The sequence below is a fragment of the Methylomonas paludis genome (genome assembly GCF_018734325.1).
GTDB classification, from domain to species: domain Bacteria; phylum Pseudomonadota; class Gammaproteobacteria; order Methylococcales; family Methylomonadaceae; genus Methylomonas; species Methylomonas paludis.
This window is the reverse complement of record NZ_CP073754.1, coordinates 2,659,911-2,686,833: the sequence shown is the minus strand read 5'-3', so window position 1 is coordinate 2,686,833 and position 26,923 is coordinate 2,659,911. Positions and strand designations below refer to the sequence as shown.

Sequence of the window (26,923 nt, the reverse complement as noted above, 5' to 3'; positions counted from 1 at the left end):
CTCAGGCTATGCTATACACTACTTCTTTTGTTCAACGCCACCATGTCTATGCCGGTTTATAAACTATTGTCCATGCAGGGAAAAACTAAAATCCTGCATATGAGCTGGATGGCTTTTTTTATCAGTTTTGTGGTTTGGTTTAATCATGCTCCCTTGCTGATGCTGATTAAGCAAGATTTACAGATTTCCGATGCTGAAATCGAAATTATTCTGTTACTGAATGTGGCTTTGACTATTCCGGCCAGGGTGATTATCGGCATGGTGGTGGATAGATTTGGAGCTAAAATCAGTTACAGTGTGTTATTGGCAGCCTGCAGTCTGCCCTGTTTCATGTTTGCCCTGGCGGAAAATTTTGCCGAGCTGGCCTGGTCGCGATTTTTGCTGGGCTTTATTGGCGCGGGGTTTGTGGTGGGGGTGCGCATTATCGGCGACTGGTTTCCTTCCCGCCAGATCGGCATGGCCGAGGGTATTTATGCAGGTTGGGGTAATTTCGGTTCGGCGGTTGCCGCCATTATTCTGCCGGGCGTGGCTTATTACTTTGGAGCCGAAAACGGCTGGCGCTATGCAATTGCCGCTACCGGAGTGCTGGCGCTGATCTATTCCTTGATCTATTACCTGAATGTGGAGAACCTGCCCCCTGAATTGGCCGGCCTGAAAAGTAAACGCGCCACGACTATGGAGGTCAGCAGTATCAGCGATTTATTTTTATACATGCTGAGTCTGACACCGCTATACGCCACCTTGTCTTTATTGATCTGGAAATTAGCCGGCGCCGTGCCGATCCCCCTAATCTCCGGGCAAGCAGCCATTTTGTTGCATCTCCTGATCTGGGGAATATTTATTTTCCATGCCTGGCAATTGGTCAGGACTAACGCCGTCAGGCTGAGCCGGCCGATTGCCAGTATTCATCACTACCGGTATCGCCAGGTGTTCATATTGGCTATTGCCTATTTGATTACGTTTGGTTCCAAGCTGGCTGTGTTGTCCATGCTGCCGATGTTTTTTTTCAAAACCTTTCAGCAAAGCCAGCAGCTTTCCATGCTTAATGCCGGCTTGCTGGCTTCCAGTTTTGTGATTACCAATGTCATTGCCCGGCCGGCCGGGGGCTGGCTCAGCGATAAAATCGGCCGAAAACTGGCGCTGACCCTGTTTACCATCGGTCTGGCGGGCGGCTATTTACTAATGGCACTGATTTCTGCAGACTGGTCAATTGGGCTAACCCTGCTGGTGACCATCGTTTGCTCGATTTTTATGCAGGCTGCCGAAGGTGCCATTTTTGCCTTCGTACCCCTGGTCAGACGGGCCATAACTGGGGAAGTGGCCGGTATTGTCGGAGCATATGGCAATGCCGGAGCGATTATTTTTCTGATTATGCTGACCTTTGTCTCACCCAGTGGGTTTTTTATGTTATTGGGCGGCGACTGCATCCTGTTGCTGGGTTTGATCTATTATCTGGATGAACCCAAAAACTTCATTACCGAAATCATGCCGGACGGCTCAATACTGAAAATTGAGCTCGATTGATGATGACCAGGCTGAAAGTATTAATCATTGATGAATTTGATGCCGAGGGTCTGATCGAAAAAAGTTTGCAGTCCTATGGCTATGAAATCGCCACCCTCAAGCTGCGCGCCTTAAATCTGTTGACCGTCGTCAAAACCTTGCAGCCGGATGTGGTGGTGCTGAATCTGTATACCCCTGATGCTGCCGTGTTAAACATGATGCGCGCTATCAATCAGCAGCATCCAGTGCCGGTGGTCATGTTTGCCGAAGACCAGCAAACCGATACCATCAATCAGGTAATTAACGCTGGAGTCAGTGCTTATATCGTTGATGGTCTGGAACCGAAGCGTTTGAAAGCCATCATTGATATTGCCATTGCCCGGTTTCGCGCCCAGCAGGAACTAAAGGATGAGCTGCAGAAAACCAAAAACCAGTTGGAAGATCGGAAACTGATTGATCGCGCCAAAGGCATTTTATGTAAATCCCAGGGCTATAGTGAAGATGAAGCCTATCATGCGCTACGCAAGCTGGCGATGGATAGAAATATCGCCCTGGGTGAAATGGCCAGAAATGTGATTGCCATGGCCGAGTTGTTTAAATGAAATGATTTTTGCACCATTTCCAATTTAGCGCACCAACTCGGGGCTGAAATACAGCTTAAAATCCTGTCTAACCGCACTAGCATCGTCCTGATATCGCGGCAGGAGTGGATGGTTAATTTATATCGTATTGTTTATTATGATATTTTTAAATTAGGTTTTGGTTTTCATTAATGCGGCATGTATATTGCTGAATTTTAGATAATCCCCGCTGTTGGGGTGACAATTTAGCTCAACGTAGAGCAAACCAGACAAAGGCGTCTTATGTGCCCGGATTTTTCCGGGTGCTAAGACGCCTTTTTTTTGGCCTAAATTTTCTCAAAGAACAGGATCAGGCATGAAACCCAATACTACATTGACATCTAAAACATTGCTGACAGCCCTGGCTGTAACCGTGCTCAGTGTCTCAAGTCCTGCCGGTGCCGCCGGCAAACTGGAGAAAGAAGATTTGAAATTCGGCTTTATCAAGTTGACCGATATGGCGCCTCTGGCCGTGGCAGCTGAAAAAGGCTTTTTCGAGGATGAAGGCCTGTTTGTGCAACTGGAAGCTCAGGCCAACTGGAAAGTGGTGATGGATAGAGTGGTCAATGGCGAACTGGATGGTTCGCACATGCTGGCTCCCGCACCATTGGCCGCCAGCATCGGTTTCGGCACCAAAGCCGACATCATCGCCCCGTTCAGCATGGGCTATAACGGCAACGCCATTACTGTGAGTAATGATGTCTGGAAACAAATGAAAACCAGTATCCCGTTGCAGGATGGCAAACCGGTGCATCCGATCAAGGCGGATGCGCTGAAACCGGTGCTGGAAAGTTATAAAAATGCCGGCAAGCCCTTCAATATGGCCATGACATTTCCGGCCGGCAGTCATAATTTGAAATTGCGTTACTGGTTGGCCGCCGGTGGGATTAATCCGGGATTTTACCAGCCGCCGCAAGATATCTCCGGCCAACTCAATGCTGAAGCCTTGCTGTCGGTGACGCCACCGCCGCAAATGCCGGCTACCCTGGAGTCTGGCACGATTTCCGGTTATTGCGTGGGTGAGCCCTGGAACCAGCAGGCCGTTTTTAAAGGCATTGGGGTACCGGTGGTCACTGACGACGAATTATGGAAAGACACCCCGGAAAAAGTGTTTGGCGTCACTCAGGCCTGGGCTGATAAATATCCCAATACCCTGAAAGCCGTGGTCAAGGCTTTGATTCGTGCATCTATCTGGCTGGATGCCGAACACAACAAAAACCGCCATGAAGCCGTGGAAATGCTGGCCCAAAAACAGTATGTGGGGGCGGATTATGAGGTGTTGGCCAACAGCATGAATGGCAGTTTTGAATACGAAAAAGGCGACAAACGCGCATTGCCCGACTTCAACACCTTCTTTCGCAATGGCGCCAGCTACCCGTCCTACAACGGAGCCATCTGGTATCTGACCCAAATGCGCCGTTGGGGCCAGATCAACGAGTTTAAACCGGATAACTGGTATCTGGAAACAGCGAAAAAAGTCTACCGTCCCGACATTTATCTGGCTGCCGCCAAAGAGTTGGTGGCCGAAGGTAAAGCTAGGCCAGAAGATTTTCCGGCTGATACCGGTTTGAAACCGGCGCACAACGATTTCATCGACAAAATTTCCTTCGATGCGGCTAAGCCCAATGACTATCTGAGCAAATTTCCGCTGGGTCTGAAAGCCAAACAAACCGTCAGCGGCGGCAAAATTGTTGAATAAGCCTGTACTTCCGTCCAGGAAGGTTTTGGTCGGCAGGGAAGCCGGATTTTTTCTAAATCAGTCTGCAAAGAGTAAGGACTATGACGCATAAACTCATCAAATTTTTTAACATCACCGGTTTGACCTGGTTTATTCCGTTGGTCAGAATCGCTGCCGGCGAAAACCCGGCCAAGCAGCTCAAACAATTGTGGCTGGTCATGGGCGTGCCCATTCTGGCGTTTATCCTGTTTCTGGGGTTGTGGAGTGTTTCTGCCGCCAGGGTGAATACCAGTCTGGGCACTATTCCCGGCCCGCTGGCGGTCTGGCACGAGGTGGGCGGCTTAATAGACGAACATTTTGCCGAAGCCGCCAAAAAAGCCGAGTTTTACCAGCGTCAGGAATTGCGCAACAAGGACAAACTGGCAGAAGACCCACATGCCGAAATCAAAGTCCGGCCCTATACTGGTAAACCGACTTATCTTCAGCAAATATTCACCAGTCTGCGCACGGTATTCGCCGGTTTTATCATCGCATCGCTACTGGCAGTACCGCTGGGTATATTGTGTGGTATGAGTCCGGTCATTAATACCGCTGTCAATCCGCTGATTCAAATCTTTAAACCGGTGTCGCCGCTAGCCTGGCTGCCGATAGTCACTCTGGTGGTCAGTGCCGTGTATGTCAGTGGCGATGATGCCTGGTTCGCTAAATCCTTTATCACTTCGGCCATTACCGTCACGCTGTGTTCCTTGTGGCCAACCCTGATCAACACGGCGGTCGGGGTTTCTTCGATAGACCGCGATCTGCTTAATGTCGGCAAGGTATTGCGTCTGGACTGGTCAACCCAGATCAAGCGCATCATCCTGCCCAGTGCACTGCCTTATATTTTTACCGGCATGCGTTTATCGTTGGGCGTGGGCTGGATGGTGCTAATAGCCGCAGAAATGCTGGCGCAGAATCCCGGTCTGGGTAAGTTTGTCTGGGATGAATTCCAAAACGGCAGTGCCAATTCGCTGAGTCGCATCATGGTGGCGGTATTCACCATCGGTATTATCGGTTTTATGCTCGATCGCATCATGCAGTCGCTACAGAACGTCTTTTCGTTCAGCAAATTCTGAGGAAACAGTTCATGAGCGCAAATCAGGCAAAAATTATTAATCTGGCCGCACATCAGCGGGAAATAGCCCAAATTTCCGGCCCGGCAATCGCCAAACCGCTGCTGGAGCTGAAAAACGTCTGTAAATCTTATGGAGAAGGTCAGGACACAACAGCTATTCTTAAGGATATCAATCTGGATATCCGTACTGGTGAATTTATCGCTATTGTTGGGTTTTCCGGTAGCGGTAAAACCACGCTGGTATCGCTGATTGCCGGCTTGATCCAGGCAGACAGTGGTGAGCTGTTAAAGCAGGGCATCGCCATCAGTGCGCCCGGACCGGATCGAGGTGTGGTGTTTCAGAATTATGCGCTGATGCCCTGGCTGACGGTTTATGAAAACGTGGCCCTGGCCGTCGATGCCATCTTTAAGGATTGGGACCCGGCCCAGCGCCGTGCCCATACCGAAAAATATGTGCAAATGGTCAATCTGGGCAAAGCCAGGGATAAAAAACCGGCCGAACTGTCCGGTGGTATGCGCCAGCGCGTGAATGTGGCGCGCGCCTTGGCTGCCAATCCGGATATTTTGTTGCTGGATGAGCCGCTCAGCGCCCTGGATGCGTTGACCAGAGGCAAGTTGCAGGATGAAATTCTGCAAATCTGGGTACAGGACCAGAAAACGGTGATTCTGATCACCAATGATGTCGACGAAGCTATTTATATGGCTGACCGGGTCATTCCGCTCAAACCTGGGCCAGGGGCCAGCTTTGGTCCGGCATTTCAGGTAGATTTGCCGCGGCCCCGTCATCGAGCAGCCCTGAATCATAATGCTGAATTCATTCGTCTGCGCGCTGAAATTACCCGTTATTTGCTGGATATCGGCAAGGAAAAATCCTCCAGCCTGGGCGTGGATCGGGTCAAATTACCGGATGTGCGCCCCAATACCAGTAATGACTGGAAGCTGGACACTTCGGCATTGAAACCCGGCGTGCAGCAGATCGGTAAGCCGGGTTATTTGGAGTTTGCCAAATTATCCAAAGACTATCCCACTCCAGATGGCAACAGTACCGTGAGAGTGGTGGATGGCTTTGATATGAAAATCAAGAAAGGCGAATTCGTTTCCATCATCGGTCATTCCGGTTGCGGTAAATCGACAGTGCTATCCATGACTGCCGGTCTGAACGCCATATCCGACGGCGGGATTATTCTCGACAACCGGGAAATTGATGGGGCAGGGCCGGATCGCGGCGTAGTGTTTCAGGCGCCTAGTCTGTTTCCCTGGCTGACCGCATTTGAAAACGTCATGCTCGGTGTCGATAAGGTGTATCCCCATGCTTCTCAGGACGAACGCGAAGATATAGTCGAATACTACCTGACCCGAGTGGGTCTGGCTGAAGCCATGCACCGCAAAGCAGCGGCCATGTCAAACGGTATGAAGCAGCGGGTGGGTATTGCCAGGGCATTTGCCCTGTCTCCCAAACTGCTGTTGCTTGATGAACCATTTGGTATGTTAGATTCCCTGACCCGCTGGGAATTGCAGGAAGTGCTGATGGAAGTCTGGGAGCGTACCCATGTGACGGCGATAGTCGTTACTCACGATGTCGATGAAGCCATACTGCTGGCAGATCGGGTCGTGATGATGACCAATGGCCCGCAGGCCAGAATCGGCAAGATTTTGGAAATCGATTTACCCAGGCCGCGTACCCGCAAAGCCTTGCTCGAACATCCGGATTACTACCGCTATCGGGAAAGTCTGCTGACTTTTCTCACTGATTGCGATCACTGCCATTAAGCCATATCAACTTAACCTATTAGTTAGATAAGAGATTTCTATGACACCGAAGACACCCCAATATTTACCCACATTTCTGCCGGCAGTATTCTTAACCCTAACCAGCCTGTCCGTCAGCGCCGACCTCAGCCGCGATGTTGAAGACGCCTTAAATTTTTACCATTACGGCAATAACGGCGCCGTCAAAGTGGATATCAACTACCGCTGGGAAAATAATAACCAGTATCAAGGCCCGAAAATCCCCCACTCCAGTCAGTATGTCGATACCGCCAACGCCAATACCACCCGTTTACGCTTGGGCCTGTTGTCGCCTACCGTGCTTAATTTTCAGGGTTATGCCGAATATCAGGGAAATTATGCCCTACAGGATGACTATAACCAGGGTGTATTGGTTCAGAATAAAAACTATTCGGTGATTCAGGATCCCCAGCGCAGTGAACTTGATCAGTTATGGCTGAATTACAAGGGAATAGCCGACACCTCGGTCAAGTTTGGCCGACAGCGCATTAAATATGACGATGACCGCTTTATCGGCAACGTCGGCTGGCGACAATTGGAGTAGACTTATGATGCTGTTACCTTGACACATAATAATCAGACTATTTTTGGCTTAACTGTCAATGCAGCTTATCTCGGGCATTTGCAGGATCCTCTAGGTCAAAACGCCAAATTAAGTGCGCCGTTACTAAACTTAAGCTATAAAATTAATCCTGAATCCGTGTTCGTTTTTTTTATAAATAGTCATAAGTCAATGATAAAAAAGGTATAATATAGTTTTTCTATAGTCACCCGTTTTGATTATGGCACGTTTTAAGCTTAAAGAATCCAAAAAGGAACTTACCTCCTATGCCGGACTATCCTTGATCGGCCAGTGCCTGGAAGCGGTCAATGTCGAAGTGATGGTGGACGGTAGAATACCTGTTTCACAGGGTATCAAAACCTCGGATTTAGTCAAAACCACTGTTGGCCTTTTAAGTATAGGCAAAAGCGACTTCGAGGCTGTTGAGCCGTTTCGTGAAGATCGTTTTTTCAAGAAGGCATTGGATGTACGTAAGGTTCCCGGCAGCGTGTGGCTGCGGCAACGTCTTGATCGTGTCAGCGGCAGCCTGCTGGAGCCGGTGGATGATCTATCGATACGACTCATCGAACGAACAGAAGCCCCAATTACGCCGCATAAAGGCTACGTCTGTCTGGACATGGACACCTTCGTCATGGATCAGAGCGGTACCAAGAAGGAAGAGGTGAGTCGAACCTATCAGGGAGTGGATGGCTATACGCCTGTCGCGGCTTATTTGGGCAATGAAGGCTGGTGTATAGGATTGGAACTGCGTCCAGGCCGCTGGCATTCATCGCTGGAGATTGATTATTTTCTAGAAAGGCTGTTTCCTCGAGTTGAGCGCTTGGTTGCACCGGGTTTGCCGTTGTTATTACGCAAAGACTCAGGGTTTGATAGCGCCAAACTGTTATTTACGGTTGCGGCTGAGAAAGAACGCTGGGCAGCCATGAACAGGCGCTTTGAATACTTGATCAAGTGGAATCCAAGACGGCAAGATAAGACATCCTGGTTAGAAAAAGCGGAAGCGGCCGGCGCCTTTGTTGAAAAACGCCCCGGTAAACGGGAAGCGTTAATGACACTGACGGTGGAACGTGCTTGGAAAAAACAGACTCGCCCCTTCAGACTGGTCGTGCGGATCATTGAACGCACGAGCAATAAGCACGGCCAGATGCTATTACTGCCGGACATTCAACTGGAAGGCTGGTGGACGAGTCTGGAGGAACCCGAAGAAACCGTCATTGAACGCTACCGCGACCACGGCACCCATGAACAATTTCATTCGGAATTCAAAACTGACCTGGATATGGAACGCTTACCATCTGGAAAGTTTGAGACCAACGACTGTCTATTGAGAATGGGTATGTTTGCCTATAATTGCTTGCGACTGATTGGTCAACTGGGCTTGACTGGCGACTTGGCGCCAATACGTCATCCGGCAAAACGACGGCGGTTACGAACGGTGCTGCAAGAAGTCATGTATCGAGCAGCCCAGGTGATCCACAAAGCCCGGCAATGGTGGCTGGACTTAGGGTGCGCCTCACCCGTGGCAAAAGTATTCGCTTATTTACAAGAGCGATTGGTGGTGCAGCCTGGCTTTGCATCAGGATAAGCGGCGCGAAAGCTGAGATGCTGGTTACGAGCTGATTCTCCGGGTAGAGAAGAAGATTGCTTGTCTTGGCGTCAGGTTTTTCATCTGGCGATGCCGGCAATACCATGGAAACGATTGATTTTTGCGACTGAGGGCTTGATGAACGGCAGTTAAATTTCGATTGGTGGTAGATTTTTTTAAAAAACGCGTCTGAAACGCGACTGCCCTCACTTAAACCGAAAGGAACACGGATTCAGGTTAATGACTGGGGGAATTTGATCGGTTACGGCTACTGGCTGGATTTTCAGGACAAGATTAATTATGCCAAGTCCTCCCAGACATACGGCGTGCGTTTTGATGGTAAATCACCGCAATTTTTCGATCGTGTCAATATGGTTTACACCGCAGAGTGGGGTACCCAGTCTAATTATGCCAGCAACCCCAACCATTATCAGGCGGATCGGATCAATTTAATGGGTGGATTAAGTGCGTTCGACTTTACCTTGCAGGGCGCTATGGAGCAACTGGACGGCAATGGGGTGAATAAAACCTTTAATACCCCGTTAGGTACCAATCATGCTTTTCAGGGTTGGGCAGATGTGATCAAAAATCCGATTAATGCCTCTGCACCAGTGGCAGCTGCACTGGGCAAGGGTATTCGCGATGTTTTTGCCACTGCCAGCTATAAGATGCTCAATGATAGCCTGCTGTTGACCGGTATTTACCACGATTTTTACGATGATACCGGTTCAGTCCGATTTGGTTCCGAATGAGATTTTTCGTTACAGAAAAAATTCGGCAAACATTACACCTTGCTGGCCAAGTATGCGAATTTTAACAGTGATTACAACGCCTTTACCGATACCCAAAAAATCTGGCTGCAGGGTAATATCAACTATTAACCGGGGTAGCGGCACAGTTGGACAAATTGACCTGCTATTCGCAGTCAATTGTGTTGATAAGCCAGCCGATTTGCTAGTACAGAGTCAAGCGTGTCTCTGTTTAAGTGGTGGCCTACGCTGAATTAGTCTAAATTAGCGGTAAAACAGTGGTAACCAACTGCAATTTATGCCTGTTTATCGGTAAACAATTAATTTTGTTTCGAAACCCTTCGAAAAAATGTATATAATTAAACCAGTTAACCCTCGTCGTCATACGGGGGGGGTTGTTGGTAAGCAGTTGGAGCAAGCAACACAAGCATGGCGCAAAAACTTTATATACAGACTAATGGCTGTCAGATGAATGAATACGATTCCGATAAAATGCGGGATGTATTGCAGGCTTCACATGGCATGGAATTGACGGAATTTCCCGAGCAGGCGGATGTTTTGTTATTAAACACCTGTTCTATTCGCGAAAAGGCCCAGGAAAAGGTGTTTTCGGCCGTCGGTCGCTGGAAAAAAATCAAGGATAAACGTCCGCATGTGATCATTGGCGTGGGCGGTTGTGTGGCCAGTCAGGAAGGTGAGGCTTTGCAAAAGCGTGCCCCTTATGTTGATATCGTGTTTGGCCCGCAAACTTTGCATCGTTTGCCGGAATTGCTGAATCAGGTTCGGGCCGGCAAGAAGCATGTGGTGGACATTTCCTTTCCGGAAATTGAAAAGTTTGATAACTTGCCGGAGCCCCGTGCTGAAGGTCCCAAAGCCTATGTTTCGGTGATGGAAGGCTGCAGTAAATATTGTACTTATTGTGTGGTGCCTTATACCCGTGGTGAGGAAGTCAGCCGACCTCTACAGGATGTGATATTTGAGATTAACACCCTGGCGCAACAAGGTGTGCGCGAAGTCAACCTGTTGGGGCAGAACGTCAATGCTTATCGCGGCCAGCTACCTGATGGTGAAATAGCCAGTTTCGCCCTGTTGCTGCATTATGTGGCGGCGGTGGACGGCATAGATCGGATCCGTTTCACCACCTCGCATCCGTTGGAATTTACCGATGATATCATAGAGGCCTATGCCGAAATTCCGCAATTGGTCAATCATCTGCATTTACCTGTCCAGAGCGGCAGCAACCGGATTTTGGCAGAAATGAAACGCGGTCACAAACGCGAGGATTATCTGGAAATTATTCGTAAAGTTAAAGCGGTGCGGCCGGATATAAGTTTGTCTTCAGATTTTATCATTGGCTTTCCCGGCGAAACCGAACAGGATTTTGCCGACACCTTGGATTTGATTGAGCAGGTGGGCTATGACTTTTCCTATAGCTTTATTTTTAGCCCCAGACCGGGTACTCCGGCGGCCGATTTTCCTGATGATGTCAGTATGGCCGTCAAAGAGCAACGTTTGAAAACATTGCAAACCCGCCTTAATGAAATGACCATGGCTATAGGTGAAGCGATGATAGGTACAGTGCAAACCGTGCTGGTGGAAGGCATATCCAGGAAAAATCCGCTACATTTGACTGGACGCACTGAAAACAACCGGGCGGTCAATTTCGCCGGTCATCCGCGTCTGACTGGTCAGTTTGTTGATGTGTATATTGCCGAGTCTTTGCCTAATTCCCTGCGCGGACGTTTGGTCGAATCTTCACTTGAAAAAATTGCCCAGATAGCCTAGTGTTGCCTTCAGCCGTTTTTTATCAAGAACTCACGCTGCTTCCGGCAGATAATCACCGCTTGTCTAACTTTTGCGGACAACTGGATAGCCATTTGCGCCAAATAGAGCAGCGTTTACAAGTGGTTATCGCTAATCGCAGCAACCATTTTCGGGTATCCGGCGGAGAGCCGGCAGTCAAGGCCGCCAGTATTGTGATACAAAAATTATTCGACATGACCGAACGGGAAGAAATTACCCCTGAGCAAGTACATTTAAGTTTGCAGGAGGCCAGCATTGATCAACTGTTGAAAACGCCTGTAGTTTCAACGCCGCATCAGCCCTTGATCGGTATCAAGACCAAGCGTGGGGTTATTAAAGGCCGTGGGCAGAATCAGCAGGAATATTTGCAAAAAATTCTCACCCATGACATTAATTTCGGGGTGGGTCCAGCTGGAACCGGTAAGACCTTTTTGGCGGTGGCTTGTGCTGTAGAAGCGCTGCAAACTGAAATGGTGCGGCGTATTGTCCTGGTCCGGCCTGCCGTCGAAGCTGGTGAAAAACTAGGATTTTTACCCGGTGATATGGCTCAGAAAGTCGATCCGTATTTAAGGCCGCTCTATGATGCGCTTTATGAGATGCTGGGATTTGAGCGCGTAGAAAAACTTTTGGAAAAGAGTATTATCGAGGTCGCCCCTTTGGCGTTTATGCGCGGCAGAACGCTGAATGACTCCTTTATCATTCTGGATGAGGCGCAAAACACCACAACAGAACAGATCAAAATGTTTTTGACCAGGGTCGGCTTTGGTTCAACAGCCGTAATCACTGGTGATGTCACTCAAATAGATTTGCCGACCGAAAAAATGTCTGGTCTTAAGCATGTTCTGAAAGTATTGAAGGATGTGGAAGGTATTAGTTTTACCTATTTTGGTGTCAGCGATGTCGTAAGGCATCCTTTGGTACAACGCATCGTGGCCGCTTATGATCTTTACGAACAGCAGCAAAATACTTCTTCATGAACTATATTGAATTGCAAATAGCCTGCACCGGCGTCGATTATCCCACTGAGCAACAATTCCTGGCTTGGGTGGATGCTGCACTGCCTGCTCAGGAACAAGATTCGGAGATAGTTATCCGTTTAGTGGATGCTGCGGAAAGTGCCGAATTGAACCTGCAGTACCGGCATAAAACCGGGCCGACCAATATTCTGAGTTTTCCGTTTGAAGCACCGCCCGGTATCGAGATGGATTTGTTGGGTGATCTGGTGATGTGTGTACCGGTCATCCTCCAGGAAGCTGGGCAGCAAACAAAACCCCAGATGCAGCATTGGGCGCATATCACTATACATGGCGTGTTGCATTTGTTAGGGTATGATCATATAGAAGATGCCGATGCCGAGGAAATGGAAGCATTGGAGATAGACATTTTAAGCCGGTTAAATATAGCTAACCCTTATCTGGAGCAGAGCGAGAATACACCATGAGCGATGGTAAGCCCCCGAGTAGTCAAACCCATCAACGCAGTTTTCTGGAACGCATCAGCTATTTCCTGACCGGAGAACCCCAGGATCTGGAAGATTTACTGGAGATTCTCAGAGAATCGCAAGAAAAACATTTACTGGACTCAGATGCCTTAAACATGATGGAAGGTGTCATGCAGGTTTCGCAGATGCGGGTCAGAGATATCATGATTCCGCGTTCGCAAATGGTCGTGGTGCCCAAGGCAGCCGAATTGGAAAGCATCATGCCACTGGTGGTCGAGTTCGCCCATTCCCGTTTTCCGGTGATACAGGAAGATCGCAGCAAAGTAGTCGGGATTCTACTCGGCAAGGATTTACTGGCCCATGTTTTGGCCGACAAGTCCTTGAAAGTGGAAAATATCATGCGTCCTGCCAGTGTGGTGCCGGAAAGCAAGCGTCTAAACGTGTTGCTGAAAGAATTCCGTACCGAGCGTAATCACATGGCGATTGTGGTTGACGAATATGGCAATGCCGCTGGATTGGTAACTATTGAAGATATCCTCGAGCAAATTGTCGGAAAAATCGAAGATGAGCACGATGAGGACGAAATTCAGGAATACATCTATAAGCGCAATGATCAGGAGTTTATAGTCAACGCTTTAACCCCAATTGCTGATTTCAACGAGTATTTTCACGCTGATCTTGAAGATGATGATTGCGATACTGTGGGTGGCTTGATTGTGCAACGCTTGGAACATTTCCCCAAACGCGGTGAAAAGCTGGAAATGGATCAGTTCTGTTTTGAAGTCATGCGTGCTGATAACCGCCGCGTGCATATGCTGAAACTCAAGCTTAAGTAATTCACTAACAATTACTCGCAATTTTTCAGTTGCGGCGATATATCTTTACCCGGACAACTTGCTTGTGTTAAATGGATTTTCGACAGTTTAGTTAGTATTCCCCATCAAAATAACACTCATAAATATCTGTTTAATCATTACAATAGCGCCAATTAAAATCATTACGCCTTGATGTTATGAATGTGCTGTTGATAGAAGACCATTTTTGCGCACGGGAAGGCGTGGCCAATCTATTGAAGCAATTATTTGCCGATATTCAAGTTAGTGAGGCCGAGACTATAGATCAGGGGTTAGCAATCGCTGAATCGGTTCCGTTAAGTCTGGTGCTTTTGGATGTCAACTTGCCAGGCAAGGATGGTCTGATCGGTTTAAAACTATTCCGTCAGCAATTTCCTAATTTATGCATGGTGATGTTTTCCGGCTTTGATGATAAGGATTTGGTGTTAGAAGCTTTAGGCTTGGGAGCCATGGGTTTTATCAGTAAAAACTTGCCCAGAGTTGTTTTTGTAGAAGCATTGCAAGATGTACTGGCCGGTAAGCTTTATCTGCCGGTATCAATAATCAATCAGTCTGGCTTGGCCTTGAATTTTGGCAGATCGCAGTTGCCTAATCGTCACCGGACAGAGCCACAAACACTGGGTTTGACTGTTCGCGAATTTGAAGTATTGGCCGCTGTAGTACAAGGTAAAAGCAATAAACTGATTGCCCGTCAGTTGGGTATTCAGGAACAGACCGTGAAAAATCATTTAAGGCCGGTGTTTCTGAAGCTGGGTGTGGTAAGGCGTACCGAGTTATTAGTAAAGGTTTTTGAAATGGGGGTGGTTTTTGGCAGGCCGGAAGTTGGTAATAACAAATTGTAGTAATTGCATTGCAGCAGGAGTTTAGTCGGGCTTATTCGAGGCGGGATTACTGGCAATTGCTTTGCAGATCATCGCTTGTAAGTCATGGGCGCTCACGGGCTTCAGTAAGAAATGCACATTAGCTGGCCATTGGTTCGTTTGTTTGTCGGACAGGTTATGTGCGGAAAGGATAATGGTAGGCAATGTCCCGTAAAGTTTATTGGCTTGGAAGATGATATCTTCTGCCGTCTCCTGATGTGACAGATAATAATCAGTAATTACTAAATCGGGCGCTCTGATGTTGTCTATCAGCTGGTTAAATGCCGTGGATTTGTTGGTGGCCGTTTGTACTAAGCATCCATAGGAACTTAGCTGTTGAGCCAGAGCGGCCAGTACATCCTCGTCGTCGTCAACGATAAACACAAATTGACCGGAAAGATCGCCAATGTTGGCGTTATGATGCCAAAGGGGTGCTTTGGCTTCTGCAAGTGGTAGATAAAGTTGAAAATCACTGCCGCGATCCAGTCTGGAGCAGAAACTTAAGCAATGATCGGGTAGGGTTTCCACTGCTTTCAGCACATAGGCCAGACCTATGCCTAAACCGTGAGCCGCGCTCTGTTGTAAATGATCGGCACGATAGAACTCCTTGAAGATATTTTGTTGGTTAATCTCTTTAATACCAATACCGCTGTCATAAATATGCAGTTTTAAGTGCTGGGCGGAAATTTTCACTGCCGAAACACAAATCCAGCCGTGATTAGTATATTTGATTGCATTGTCCAGCAGATTGCTGAGAATTTGTTTCAAAATAATCGGATCGGTGCGGATGGTGTAAGGGGGGTTGCTCCTTAATTGAATTTTTAGTTTTAAGTGGCGTTTGGCGGCTAGTGGTTCAAATTGATCAGCCAAAGCAATCAGCATGGCGTTAATATTAACCACCGATATCACCGGTTGTTGTTTGCCTGACTCTAGGTTAACGATATTGAGTATATTATTAAAGGACAGATTCAACTCGTCAATGGCAAAACCCAGTTTGCCGACAACTGTCGGAAGTTCTCCTTGATCTGATGGGCAAATATTCTCCAGGATGCTGGCGTAACAGCTTAATGCCTGTAGAGGTTGACGTAGATTATGACTAAGTTGCTGTAAAAATTGCGATTTGCTCAATGCGGTAGTTTCAGCCTTACGTTTAGCCAAAAAAGCCCGGCGTGCATGCTTTTCCAATTGATAACGAGTTCCGTAGCCGAACAGATTAATCAGCAGCAGGATCAACGCAGAGGGCAGCAAAGTGGTGGTACTGACACCAATCATATGGCCGCCTACTATTACTGTTAGCATTGCCAGCCAGCAAAATATCACAGTAGAGATAATTCCCATGAACAACTGGCCGTAGATGAAGAAATAAACCGGTATCAAGCCTATCCAGATTTGATTATAGTTCCTGGGGTCTGGGGTCAAAAACAAAGCGGCACAGAGATTGGCTAAAGCGGCAATAACAGCCAGTTTAGCAGTAATCGTAATTTGGGAATAAGGCAGTTTGTGGTAAATAAGGCGGGCGTATAGGCTGAACAAGATACCAACGAATAATAAGTCCAGTAACGAACTGTAACGGTCGGCATCATTGTAAAGCCAGCCAAGTGCAATATAGCCTAGAAAGCCGTAAGCACTAATCAGTAAGGAACATTTTAGGATGGCTAGGCTGGCAGGTTTTTGTTCCTGGCGAAACTGATACTCTGTTTCAGCATCTAAACAATAGCCGGCATCATCAGTAATTGGTGGGTTATTATTGGTGCTGCGACAAATTGGCTGTCGACACCGCTGCAATAAATTGCTAAGCCGTTTAAAACGGTTTGTTGAAGAAAATTTCCATCCGGTGAGCATTGACATAGTTTGCAACCGATGTAATCAAGAGGGTTAAGCATGAATAAAGATGCCACTGGCATGGTTATTCTGTCCTTAATGTCAGGAACTTGTCTAGCAACTTCAGCTAAAATTTCTTGGTGCTTGCGTTGTTTTGGTGCATCATGTTTATTTTGGTGCATTATGCTGAGCAAGGTAGTGTTTGTGCTGTTGGCAAAACCTCCCACCCATTTGTGCATAATCGTCCGGCTATCAGGCGGTTTACTTATCAAATACAGTAAGGTGATAGCAATATCGGCAATCATTGCCGGCTATACTTTGCCGTCCGGTTAAATTCCAAGTTGATAGGCTGCTAGCAAAATCTTGCGAGTTATCTGGAATGTATTTTGCTTGTAATTAAGTGGTTATTAAATTTTTATTCTCAGGAGAAGTGTGAATGCACAACGTCACGTTGATAAAAGGTGATGGTATCGGCCCATCCATTATGGAGGCCGCTGTAGCGGTAATTGATGCCTCTGGCGCAAAGATTAACTGGCATTTGGCCGAGGCAGGTCTAACCGCATTTGAACAGACCGGTACTCCTTTGCCGGAAGCAACTCTGGCCTCTATAGCTGAAACCAGAGTGGCATTCAAAGGTCCGCTGACCACTATGGTGGGCGAAGGTTTTCGCAGTATTAATGTCGAGTTGCGTAAAACATACGATTTGTATGCTAATGTCCGACCAGCCAAAAGCTGGAATGGAGTGAAAACTCGTTTTGAGAATGTCGATATCGTCATTGTCCGGGAAAATACCGAAGGTTTATATGTTGGCTTGGAGCATTATCTAAGCCCTAAAAAAGACATTGCCGAAAGTTTGGCAGTGATTACCCGCGCCGGATCTGAACGCATTGTTGAGTATGCCTTTAAATATGCGCGAGATAATCAGCGTAAAAAGGTTACGGTTTGTCATAAGGCCAATATTCTTAAGTTTAGCCAGGGCTTATTTCTGAATACCGCCAGAGAAGTGGCGGCAAAATATCCTGACATTGAATTCGACGAAAAAATTATCGATGCGGCCTGTATGCATATGGTTATGAAGCCGGAGCAGTTTGATGTCGTTGTTACTACCAATATGTTCGGCGATATTTTGTCGGATATTACTGCTGGATTGGTGGGGGGCTTAGGTTTAATACCAGGCGCCAATATCGGTGCGGATGCTGCGTTGTTCGAAGCGGTGCATGGTAGTGCTCCAGATATCGCTGGCAAAAATATAGCCAATCCGGTAGCTGTGATGATGGCCGGAGTGATGATGTTAAATCACTTAGGTGAGCACGAAGCTGCTATTCGTATGCAAAATGCCATAGAAAAAGTGGTTAATGAAGGCATCTATGTCACACCGGATCTCAACCCCGCCAGTACTACGGGTACCAAAGAAATGGGCTTAGCCATTATTGCGGCAATGGAATAAGTAAATTTTTAAGCTGGGCTTGACAGCCTAGGCTTATGCCAATATAATGAAAATTCAACTTGCTTAGGCAAGTATGCCGAGGTGGTGAAATTGGTAGACGCGCTAGCTTCAGGTGCTAGTGAGCGTAAGCTCGTGGAGGTTCAAGTCCTCTCCTCGGCACCATAGATTTAATTATTAATCAGTGAGTGGTTGATAAATGAAAAAAGGGGTGAAGATATTTATCTTCGCCCCTTTTTTTTGCTTAAAAAACCACTATTAGTTGCGGAATGAATAGCTGGATCCACAAATTTCAGGTATTAAAAGCACTACAGCTTATGCCGCGTTGATAAGCTGTGGCGAGTGCTTATGAGTGAAGTTTCATTACTGTTGAAAACGGGGAAAAATTTTAGTGTAATTTGTTTTTTATTCTCAATTGCTGCCGGAGTATGATTATGAGAACCATGTTAATTTGTATTATTTTCCTAATGGTGGTTAGTCGTGTTGGCAGAGCTGCAGATAATGATTTTTCGATCTGTGCTGTCGCCGGATTTTATGCAGCCAATCATAATCAGTTCTTAACCGATTTGGCTGAGCGAATAGCCGCTAAAAACAATCTGTTTGGTGATGAGCGATGCACGCTGGCTCTCAAGGCGGGTAAGGATACTGGTGGACGTTTTTCTAAGCCCAATGAGCAAAGAACAGATAGTGATAATCTGATTATTCGTCAGGCTACCCACTTTAGTAATCTGATTTACGATTCGATTTTATCCCGAGTCAAGTTCTAAGGCAGTTTGGTTCTGGTGACTGTTTTGAGTTTGCCGTAAACTAGGCCGTTAAGCATCGAGGTGGGCTGTTCCGGCAAGCTAGTGTGCAGAAAAACTCAGGATGGCTGCTTGGTTTTGTTGGCAGTACTTATAATTGTTGCACTTTTGGTATTAAAAAAATATAATCTCGCGCTTTTTTCATAATGTTTGTACTCAGTTAATTACAAAATGACTAATCATCTTATGGCAACTTATGCTCGTCAGGCTGTTACATTTGAACGCGGTGCCGGAGCGTGGCTTTGGGATGTCGATGGTCGGCGTTATCTGGATGCGGTGGCCGGGGTCGCTGTTTGTAATCTGGGACACGCTCATCCGGCAATACAGCAGGCGCTTTCAGAACAAAGCGGCAAATTAGTGCATACTTCCAATTTGTACGCCATCGACTTGCAAACCAAATTGGCTGATGAGCTTAGCCGGTTAACCGGAATGGAAAAAGTGTTTTTTGGCAATTCCGGTGCTGAAGCCAATGAAGCAGCCATTAAAATAGCGCGTAAGTATGCCCAACAACGCGGTATTGATAAGCCGGTGATAGTCACCATGGAAAAAAGCTTTCATGGCCGCACCATGGCAACCTTGAGTGCCAGTGGCAATACCAAAATCCAGCAAGGTTTTGCCCCATTGCTGCCAGGCTTTATCCATGTGCCTTATAACGATATTGAGGCCGTTAAGGCTGCGGTGGCTGCCGATAACAATATTGTCGCCATCATGGTCGAACCAGTGCAGGGTGAGGGCGGTGTTAATATTCCAGCAGCCGATTATTTATCACAATTACGTGAATTATGCGATCAACACCATTTGCTGTTGATTTTGGATGAAATTCAGACCGGAGTAGGGCGTACCGGTCGTTTTATGGCCTATCAGCATAGCCAAATCTTACCTGATGTATGTACCATGGCCAAAGCATTGGGAAATGGTGTGCCGATTGGTGCTTGTCTGGCACGGGGCCAAGCTGCTGAAATCTTCACAGCAGGTAGCCATGGCTCAACCTTCGGCGGTAATCCACTGGCCTGTAGTGCCGGCTTAGCCGTGCTTTCAACCTTGGAAAATAGTCGTTTAATTGCCGATGCCCAGCAAAAAGGTGAACAGATTTGTGCCCAGATTGCTGAAAAAACCAAAGGCAACCAAGTTGTTCGGCAGATCCGTTATTTAGGCCTGATGATAGGCATAGAATTGGATAGGCCTTGTTCAGAGCTGGTTGCTAAAGCTTTAACCAAGGGATTGCTAATCAATGTCACAGCAGATAATGTGATTCGTTTATTGCCGCCCTTGCTAATAGATACACAACAAATTGACCTGCTGACCGATGGTCTGGCAGCGCTTATTCAGGAAAGTTACGCCTAGTTCCAATTATGCAACCAAGACATTTTACCAGTCTGCTGGATTTAACCAGCGCCGAATTATACGCTTTGATACTTCGTGCCATTGAGCTGAAAACCAAGCCAAATCTGGATTATCGGCCTTTAAAAGGCCGGGTATTGGCGATGATATTTGAAAAATCATCCACTCGTACCCGTATTTCATTTGAAGTGGCCATGGCCCAGTTTGGCGGCACTGCGCTGTTTTTGTCACCACGCGACACCCAGTTAGGGCGTGGCGAACCGCTGGAAGATAGCGCCAAAGTCATTTCCAGTATGGTGGATTGCATCATGTTACGCACCAATTCACACGAAACAGTGGCTACTTTTGCTCTGCATTCCCGTGTGCCGGTGATTAATGGTTTGACCGACTGGCAGCATCCCTGCCAGTTACTGGCCGATATCCAGACCTATTTTGAGCTGCGGGGTGATATTGCTGGTAAAACTGTGACTTGGATAGGTGATGGCAATAATATGTGCCATTCTTATATCCATGCGGCTCAGCAGTTTGATTTTAAATTAAATATTGCCTGTCCAGATTCCTACCGGCCCGATCAGGCTATTGTCGATGCTGCCGGCGACAGAGTCAGATTTTTTGCCAGTCCCGAGCAGGCTGCCAGTCAGGCGGAACTGGTTGTTACCGATGTTTGGGCTAGTATGGGGCAGGAAGACGAACAAAAAAATCGGGAAATTGCTTTCCGCAACTTTCAGGTCAATGCCCAAGTGATGCAAGCTGCCCGTGCTGATGCCATATTTATGCATTGTTTGCCGGCGCATCGGGGTGAAGAAGTCAGTGCGGATGTCATCGATGGGCCGCAAAGCGTAGTGTTCATCGAAGCAGAAAATCGCCTCCATGCCCAAAAAGCCTTATTGGAATTTCTCATCTGCCGATAATTTCGTTAAAATCTTAAGTCTTATCCATTCAGAGAATCGCATCGTGAAAAAAAAGCTGGTCTGTTTGTTCGTTCTGTCTAGTGCTTGTGGTGCTGCTCATGCCAGAACAGCTTATGTAACCGATAATGTGGAAATCCCCTTGCGTAGCGGTGAAACCGAGCGTAGCCGGATCGTCAAAGTCCTTGGTAACGGCACCATATTGAATGTATTGGAAGACCGGCCTGAGAGTGGGTACAGCTATGTGCAGGCCAATAACGGCGCAGAAGGATTTATTCTCAGCCGTTATTTGAGTGGCGAGCCCAGCAGTCGATCACAGTTGGAGGCGGCCAACAAAAAGCTTGAAGCCTTGACAGAAGAAAACAAGCAATTAAAGGCGTCGCAATCCGCTAATCAGGAAATCGGTAAAGAGCGGGACAAAATCAGCAGCGAACTGAGTGAATTGCAGCAAACCGCCGCCAATGCCATTCAACTAAAGCAGCAGCGAGATCAACTCCAGGAGCAGGTCGTTAGTATCGAAAGAGAGCTGCAACAATTAAAACGTGAAAATCAGGCCTTAACCGACAGCACTAATCAAGACTGGTTTCTGTATGGAGGGGGGCTGTCCTTATTTGGTGTACTGTTGGGTTTTATTTTGCCTAGAATGAGTTGGCGGCGGCGCACAAGTGGCTGGGGCGACAGTTTTTAATCACTGTTTCTAGCAATTGAACATCGTAAGATATGGTGAGCGACAATCAGGATTTATTTTTTGCCTGCACAAGCACAAAATAAACTGATTGATGGCTAATAACCGAGTCAGCAAAATGCTTACATAATTAGTTAAAAAGTAAATAAATTTTGCTGTGCAAGGTCAAGGTAGTTTGTCGGTGCCATGAAAAATCACCCGTTCACCAGATAAAAGCTCTTGCAATATTTCCTTAATACTATATAATGTCTCGATCGATTGGGTCGTTAGCTCAGCAGGTAGAGCACCGCACTTTTAATGCGATGGTCGTGCGTTCGAATCGCACACGACCCACCAAATTTGATAAACAAAAAAACAGTTGCTTGATACAGCAACTGTTTTTTTTTGCGCGTTATTTTCCATGAACCAATTTTTTAACATAAAACTGGTTTATCAGTGTCCAAATCATGTCGGGAAATTGCTCTGGCGGCATTGCTTGGTCTGTCTCATTATTATAGCTATAATTCATTGTTATATATAATTATTGAAATTCAGTGTCGGCTTTCATACGCTTTAGTGTGTTTGATTTTTTGTAGTTATTGCCTGTAGGGTAATGGTACTTTTTTTGCGCTATTTTGCAGTTTTAAGTTAGAATACCTTCTATTGTTATATAGGTAGAATCAAGCAAAGGATGCTGTGCGCAGTAACTTGATTAAGGTGCGTCAGTGTCGGCATAGATCGGAACTGATGTAGCTTTCTTAAGTCACTCATCCGCTGAAAATCTTGGAAGCGGAACGTAAGTGGAGCGAAGATTTTTAGTCCCCGATAGGCGTAGCGCCGGGCGGGTTTTCGAAGCGAAGCGGAGAAAACCTGCAAGGCATCGCGAAACGCCGTCAAGTCACTTGGAGCCGAAGTTCCGATCCCCTTGTTGGGTCGGAACGAGGTGAGGAGGACGAATCGGGGCCGCCGGAGGCATTAGCGGTCGCGTAATTTTTGCCGCTTGTTGGGGCTGGGATGCCCCTAAACAAGCTTTCGCAAAAATAGCGACTCACTGACTATTTCGCTCATTCGTTAAAACTAAAGTTCGTCAACTATTAGTACTATGTCTAGGCTGATTGTGAGATAGTTTACACATGGTATGTCGGTAAATATTTATGACTAACGATGGTGATCTTCGCGTCGGTGTTCCTGCATTACTGTCCTATTCCGTTTTTAAAAATTATCAATAATTGCGAACCGCAAATATGACCAGTTTATATGTCATTTTAGACCGCGATGGTGTGATTAATGAGGATTCTGCGGATTTCATCAAATCAGCAGAAGAGTGGCAGCCGGTACCCGGTAGTTTGGATGCCATTGCCTTATTACACCGGCATGGTTATCAAATAGTAGTGATTACCAATCAATCAGGTGTAGCTCGGGGGTTGTTCGATCTGGAGACCTTGGGGAAAATTCATGCCAAGATGCTGGAGTTGGTTCGGCAGGCGGGTGGTGATGTATTAAAAATCTATTTTTGCCCGCATGGTCCGGACAATGATTGTGATTGTCGTAAACCCAAAGCAGGTTTATTTCGACAATTCGCTCAAGATTATAATGTAGATTTACGCCAAGTATTTGCTGTTGGTGATTCCTTGCGCGATGCTCAGGCTGCTACATTAGTCGGTGCCAAGCCGATATTGGTAAAAACCGGTAAAGGGCTGCAAACCTTAGAAAATAATCCTCAATTACAGATTCCTGTATTTGAAAGCCTCTATGGGGCGGCAAGTTACATTACAGCATCAAAATGATTGTGTGGTGGCTTGTCTCCCTGTTTGGAGCTGGATATCACTTTGTATTAGGCCCGAACAAAATCCAACAAGGAAAGGGGTTAAGAAAAGCCGGGTGTTGCATGCCCAGGTTTGTTTGTGGGGATAGTGGCGATGTCCGCACTGAGCTGGCAACCTGAAGGCGACAAGTTTATTTTAGCCAAGCCTTAAGATTTGGGTGTAATGTTTGGTATAGTCAATATTAATTTTGTATCAAATCAGGAGGATAAAATAATTTTTGTGGACTGGTCGAGGGTTTGGGCGTTCACCGCCTAAATCATTTGACAATTAATTTTTGTTGCGATAGACTCGAATCGCAAAGAAAATTGGACTCGTCAGAAATTTGGTTGGATCTGGCACAACTCAAAATTTTTAATATAGAGGTATCTATGAAACGTTTAAATTTAATGGCATCAATGGCCACAATCGGGCTCTTGTTTGTAGCTCAACCAGCTGGAGCGTTTGTTTACGGCTATAGTGGAGAAAGTGTCAACAATGTGCTTGAGCTAAGTAGTGGTAATTTGGATATTTATAACAGTGGTTCGTATTGGGGGGGATATTCTTTAACACCTGGAACCACAGGTACCCAAGGGTATACAGTTGCATTGCCAACGGATCCAGGTCTTCATAACACAGCCGTAAATGATTTTTTTGTGTTTAATATTTCTGGATTAAGTGCTCCTGTAACTAGTGCAACGCTGCAACTGCAAACATTTTATGTAAGTAACCCTGCAGTCACGTCGATTGTAACTTTTTATGATTACACTGGTTCAATCCCAGAGTTAATAAGTGCTGCAGGTGATGATAGTGTAACAATTCCAACTTTTAATGACTTGCAAAGCGGCAAAGTGTATGGGTCACAATCGTATGATACAGGCGCGACTCCTCTCCCTTATAAAGACATTACATTGAACAGCAATTTTCTGACAGACCTAAATAGTGCAATAGCTGCTCATGATCAGTTTTTTGCATTAGGTGGACATTTGACTGCTGCTGCTGTGCCTGAGGCAGATGAATGGATGTTCATTGTGTTTGGTTCTTTGTTAATGACAGTAGTGGCGGCTAGAAAAAAATGCTTGCTTGATTAAAGCAGGGTTTTATGATGTGTCTATCTTATGAATATTTGATGCATCAGGTAAAATATGGAAAAATTTGCCTACAATTTGTAGCAAATTTGAAATGTCATAGCACGGTAGCGTAAATTTTATATACAAGGTGATTAAAATGAAATCTATATATCAACATGTTCTAATTGTTTCTTTAATATTGCTGGCAGGTATGTCAACTGCATCGGCTAACGGGTCTGTTCCTGGTAGTGACGGTCATGGCGGTGGTGGATCAGTGCCAACCTATTTACTGCCAAACTACCTTACAGGCCATACTGATGTGCCGGAAATTGATGCGGCTGGTGTATTGCCTGCATTGACCTTGCTGGGTGGCGCAATGGGTTTGATTAATGCTAGAAGAAAAGGTAAAGTTCAGAATAAATAATTAGTATTTATTCGATGCATTCTCTTTTCTATAAAAAAAACTTTCAATATATCGCAGTTGGAATATTAATTTTTGAGTTATTAGCTGTAGGGTTTGCATTTGATATTCGAAATATTTTGGCACCCAATAAAGGTGAGCTCTCTAAAATATTAGAGCCAGAACAAGGCTTTCGGTTTTTCTTGCTGGTATGTGCCTTGGTCGTGGCAATTGATGCAAAAACTAAAAAGCTCCATAGCGCATTAAAAGCGATAACGTTTCAATTTAAGCCAATATCATGCATTTTGCATTTTATTGGTTTTTTTTTATTTCTGATTATTTCCTCAAAGCTTGATGTAACATATAACTGGCCTCAAGGAAATTTGAGAAGCCTATATATATTTGGTTGGCTGCTATCGGCATTTGCATTTGTGGTGGCGCTAATACTAGCGGTTATGCCGATAAACAGTATTGGTAATATTCTGATTATTATCAGAAAGCCAATTCTGATAAGTGCTGGAACCAGTTTTTTGATTTATCAAGCAACTTTTATTACTCAATGGCAATGGCAAGAGTTTAATGCACTGGCATTTAATTCGGTCGAAATGCTGTTAAAACAGGTGTTTTCTGAGGTGTTGGTAGATCAAAGCCAGTTTGTCATTGGTACTCCAACGTTTATGGTGAAAATCGCTAAGGAATGTTCCGGTTATGAAGGAATGGGCCTAATTGGAGCGTTTATAGTTCTGTATTTGTGGTTGTATCGAACAGATTTGAAATTTCCTAATGGATTATTATTATTACCAATTGGCTTGATATTAATCTGGTGTTTTAATATCATTAGGATAACGGTATTAATAATAATAGGTGCAAGAATTTCTGAAGAGATAGCAGTAAATGGCTTTCACTCTCAAGCCGGATGGATTGCATTTATTGGTGTATCATTTACAGTCATGTGGGCGGCGCCAAAATTATTTGGCAATCGTCAGTTAGTTCATGTCAATAATTCACAGCAACACGAATCTTTGGACATGGTTACTGCCTTAATTTTGCCGTTTGTTTTGTTATTGGCGTTACAAATGTTGACCACCGCTTTTACCATTACAAGTGATATATGGTATCCGCTAAAAATAATTGTAGTTAGCTATGTAATATGGCGAAACAAATCGGTTTATAAAAAAATAATTTACAATCCATCAATAATAGGGTTATGGGTTGGTGTATTTGTATTTGTGATTTGGTGTTTGGCAGAATACAGGCAGCCAAACAGCAATTTAGCACCGCAATGGTTTGTCGAAATGCCTGAATCATACAAAGCAGTTTGGCTGGCATTAAGAGTTATGGGGTCAATTATTGTAGTGCCAATTGCAGAAGAGTTGTTTTTTAGAGGCTATATGTTGAATAAGATTGCCGAAATAAAAATTAAGATTCTGGATACAAGATATATTAGTATAATAGCTTGGTTTTCATCATCACTATTGTTTGGCCTGCTGCATCAACGTTGGCAAATCGCCAGCATTGCCGGTTTGGCATTTGCCTATGCTCAACACAAGTCTGGGAAATTAGCAGATGCAGTTATTGCACATTACGTGGCAAATAGCTTGATAGCAGTAATGGTAATAGGCTTTGGTCAGTGGACATTTTGGAATTAGGCATAAATAATGCTTTCTGGTGAAACGGTAATAACATGCGAAAATTAATACTAATTGCCAGTGTATTGGCGGCACCAATTATTCAAGGCGATACTTTGGATAAGGGTGTTAATCAGTATGTAGCAAAATTGGCGATAATAGAAAATGCTGAGCAAATATTTGTGAAGGCGTGCACAGATATTAACGGAAAAAAAGGTATATTATGCAATGATGGTTATTGTGACAGTTCAAAAGCAGGTCGACCTTGTCAAGGACATAACGGAAACACATTTGGAAGAAATATGCAAGTAGGATCGAGCGCATCAATGCTAGTTGGTAAATGATACTGCTTGGTATTCAAATCGCGCTCTCTGCAAAACAATTTGGCACAATTCAAGCGAAAACTTAATCAGCTTCAGGAAGGATTCGGTTTTACCTTACTTATTAGAATGGCATCATATGTAACGAAATCGAAAAGAAGCTAT

At 45.7% G+C, this 26,923-nt stretch carries 25 protein-coding genes and 2 tRNA genes; 25 read left to right on the top strand and 2 right to left on the bottom strand.

Translation table 11 applies throughout. From position 1 onward, the window contains the following. The first annotated feature begins 72 nt into the window (after positions 1 to 72). The 13 genes from KEF85_RS12035 (at position 73) to KEF85_RS11975 (ending at position 14,539) form a co-directional block, all read left to right on the top strand. Positions 73 to 1,524, top strand: coding sequence for an MFS transporter (locus KEF85_RS12035; protein WP_246534916.1), 1,452 nt, complete (start codon positions 73 to 75; stop codon positions 1,522 to 1,524). Further along, a complete protein-coding gene (locus KEF85_RS12030) occupies positions 1,524 to 2,105 on the top strand; it encodes an ANTAR domain-containing response regulator (RefSeq protein ID WP_246535107.1) in 582 nt (193 codons plus the stop codon). The genes KEF85_RS12035 and KEF85_RS12030 overlap by 1 nt, the downstream gene beginning before the upstream one ends. Before the next feature lie 334 nt (positions 2,106 to 2,439). Next, complete coding sequence (locus KEF85_RS12025) at positions 2,440 to 3,822, top strand: CmpA/NrtA family ABC transporter substrate-binding protein (protein WP_215580890.1); 1,383 nt, start codon at positions 2,440 to 2,442, stop codon at positions 3,820 to 3,822. Positions 3,823 to 3,902: 80 nt separating this feature from the next. After that, complete coding sequence (locus tag KEF85_RS12020) at positions 3,903 to 4,916, top strand: ABC transporter permease (RefSeq protein ID WP_215580888.1); 1,014 nt, start codon at positions 3,903 to 3,905, stop codon at positions 4,914 to 4,916. 11 nt (positions 4,917 to 4,927) lie between these two features. Then, positions 4,928 to 6,685 (top strand): ABC transporter ATP-binding protein, encoded by a 1,758-nt coding sequence (locus KEF85_RS12015; RefSeq protein ID WP_215580885.1) that lies wholly within the window; start codon positions 4,928 to 4,930, stop codon positions 6,683 to 6,685. A gap of 40 nt (positions 6,686 to 6,725) precedes the next feature. Then, a complete protein-coding gene (locus tag KEF85_RS12010) occupies positions 6,726 to 7,247 on the top strand; it encodes an alginate export family protein (RefSeq protein ID WP_246534914.1) in 522 nt (173 codons plus the stop codon). Positions 7,248 to 7,485: 238 nt separating this feature from the next. Further along, a complete protein-coding gene (locus KEF85_RS12005) occupies positions 7,486 to 8,850 on the top strand; it encodes an IS1380 family transposase (protein ID WP_215580104.1) in 1,365 nt (454 codons plus the stop codon). Between the two features lie 254 nt (positions 8,851 to 9,104). Continuing rightward, complete coding sequence (locus KEF85_RS12000) at positions 9,105 to 9,602, top strand: hypothetical protein (RefSeq protein ID WP_215580883.1); 498 nt, start codon at positions 9,105 to 9,107, stop codon at positions 9,600 to 9,602. Between the two features lie 426 nt (positions 9,603 to 10,028). Beyond that, the gene (miaB, locus tag KEF85_RS11995; protein WP_215580881.1) at positions 10,029 to 11,384 is read left to right on the top strand and encodes a tRNA (N6-isopentenyl adenosine(37)-C2)-methylthiotransferase MiaB; all 1,356 of its coding nucleotides are present in this window, start codon (positions 10,029 to 10,031) and stop codon (positions 11,382 to 11,384) included. Between the two features lie 2 nt (positions 11,385 to 11,386). After that, positions 11,387 to 12,379 carry a PhoH family protein gene (locus tag KEF85_RS11990; protein ID WP_425515564.1) on the top strand — a complete coding sequence of 331 codons (993 nt, stop codon included), beginning with the start codon at positions 11,387 to 11,389 and terminating at the stop codon, positions 12,377 to 12,379. Then, positions 12,376 to 12,843, top strand: a complete 468-nt coding sequence (ybeY, locus tag KEF85_RS11985; RefSeq protein ID WP_215580877.1) for an rRNA maturation RNase YbeY — start codon at positions 12,376 to 12,378, stop codon at positions 12,841 to 12,843. Before KEF85_RS11990 ends, ybeY begins: the two co-directional genes overlap by 4 nt. Beyond that, complete coding sequence (locus KEF85_RS11980) at positions 12,840 to 13,679, top strand: CorC family transporter (RefSeq protein ID WP_215580875.1); 840 nt, start codon at positions 12,840 to 12,842, stop codon at positions 13,677 to 13,679. Before ybeY ends, KEF85_RS11980 begins: the two co-directional genes overlap by 4 nt. Before the next feature lie 176 nt (positions 13,680 to 13,855). Beyond that, the gene (locus KEF85_RS11975; RefSeq protein ID WP_215580873.1) at positions 13,856 to 14,539 is read left to right on the top strand and encodes a response regulator; all 684 of its coding nucleotides are present in this window, start codon (positions 13,856 to 13,858) and stop codon (positions 14,537 to 14,539) included. Between the two features lie 21 nt (positions 14,540 to 14,560). On the opposite strand, the gene KEF85_RS11970 is transcribed toward KEF85_RS11975, so the two are convergent. Both KEF85_RS11970 and KEF85_RS11965 read right to left on the bottom strand, forming a co-directional pair. Next, positions 14,561 to 16,342: an ATP-binding response regulator gene (locus KEF85_RS11970; RefSeq protein ID WP_215580871.1), complete on the bottom strand. Its 1,782-nt coding sequence runs from the start codon at positions 16,340 to 16,342 to the stop codon at positions 14,561 to 14,563. Further along, complete coding sequence (locus tag KEF85_RS11965) at positions 16,264 to 16,683, bottom strand: hypothetical protein (RefSeq protein WP_215580869.1); 420 nt, start codon at positions 16,681 to 16,683, stop codon at positions 16,264 to 16,266. The genes KEF85_RS11970 and KEF85_RS11965 overlap by 79 nt, the downstream gene beginning before the upstream one ends. A gap of 131 nt (positions 16,684 to 16,814) precedes the next feature. Between KEF85_RS11965 and KEF85_RS11960 the strand changes: the two genes are divergently transcribed. The 12 genes from KEF85_RS11960 (at position 16,815) to KEF85_RS11905 (ending at position 26,782) form a co-directional block, all read left to right on the top strand. After that, positions 16,815 to 17,825 carry an isocitrate/isopropylmalate dehydrogenase family protein gene (locus KEF85_RS11960; protein ID WP_215580867.1) on the top strand — a complete coding sequence of 337 codons (1,011 nt, stop codon included), beginning with the start codon at positions 16,815 to 16,817 and terminating at the stop codon, positions 17,823 to 17,825. 75 nt (positions 17,826 to 17,900) lie between these two features. Then, positions 17,901 to 17,987: transfer RNA gene (locus KEF85_RS11955), tRNA-Leu, on the top strand. 269 nt (positions 17,988 to 18,256) lie between these two features. Then, positions 18,257 to 18,589, top strand: coding sequence for a hypothetical protein (locus tag KEF85_RS11950; RefSeq protein WP_215580865.1), 333 nt, complete (start codon positions 18,257 to 18,259; stop codon positions 18,587 to 18,589). A gap of 207 nt (positions 18,590 to 18,796) precedes the next feature. Beyond that, positions 18,797 to 19,969: an acetylornithine transaminase gene (locus tag KEF85_RS11945; protein WP_215580863.1), complete on the top strand. Its 1,173-nt coding sequence runs from the start codon at positions 18,797 to 18,799 to the stop codon at positions 19,967 to 19,969. An 8-nt stretch (positions 19,970 to 19,977) separates the two neighbouring features. Beyond that, complete coding sequence (argF, locus tag KEF85_RS11940; RefSeq protein ID WP_215580861.1) at positions 19,978 to 20,877, top strand: ornithine carbamoyltransferase; 900 nt, start codon at positions 19,978 to 19,980, stop codon at positions 20,875 to 20,877. A gap of 43 nt (positions 20,878 to 20,920) precedes the next feature. Continuing rightward, positions 20,921 to 21,562, top strand: coding sequence for a TIGR04211 family SH3 domain-containing protein (locus KEF85_RS11935; RefSeq protein ID WP_246534913.1), 642 nt, complete (start codon positions 20,921 to 20,923; stop codon positions 21,560 to 21,562). Positions 21,563 to 21,819: 257 nt separating this feature from the next. Next, a tRNA-Lys gene (locus tag KEF85_RS11930) sits at positions 21,820 to 21,895 on the top strand. 887 nt (positions 21,896 to 22,782) lie between these two features. Further along, positions 22,783 to 23,325: a D-glycero-beta-D-manno-heptose 1,7-bisphosphate 7-phosphatase gene (gmhB, locus tag KEF85_RS11925; RefSeq protein WP_215580856.1), complete on the top strand. Its 543-nt coding sequence runs from the start codon at positions 22,783 to 22,785 to the stop codon at positions 23,323 to 23,325. Between the two features lie 407 nt (positions 23,326 to 23,732). Then, complete coding sequence (locus KEF85_RS11920; protein WP_215580854.1) at positions 23,733 to 24,431, top strand: hypothetical protein; 699 nt, start codon at positions 23,733 to 23,735, stop codon at positions 24,429 to 24,431. A 136-nt stretch (positions 24,432 to 24,567) separates the two neighbouring features. Beyond that, entirely contained in the window at positions 24,568 to 24,834 is a 267-nt protein-coding gene (locus tag KEF85_RS11915) for a hypothetical protein (protein WP_215580852.1), read from the top strand. 14 nt (positions 24,835 to 24,848) lie between these two features. Beyond that, complete coding sequence (gene xrtE, locus KEF85_RS11910; protein WP_215580850.1) at positions 24,849 to 26,459, top strand: exosortase E/protease, VPEID-CTERM system; 1,611 nt, start codon at positions 24,849 to 24,851, stop codon at positions 26,457 to 26,459. Positions 26,460 to 26,494: 35 nt separating this feature from the next. After that, positions 26,495 to 26,782: a hypothetical protein gene (locus KEF85_RS11905; RefSeq protein ID WP_215580848.1), complete on the top strand. Its 288-nt coding sequence runs from the start codon at positions 26,495 to 26,497 to the stop codon at positions 26,780 to 26,782. Positions 26,783 to 26,923 lie beyond the last annotated feature (141 nt).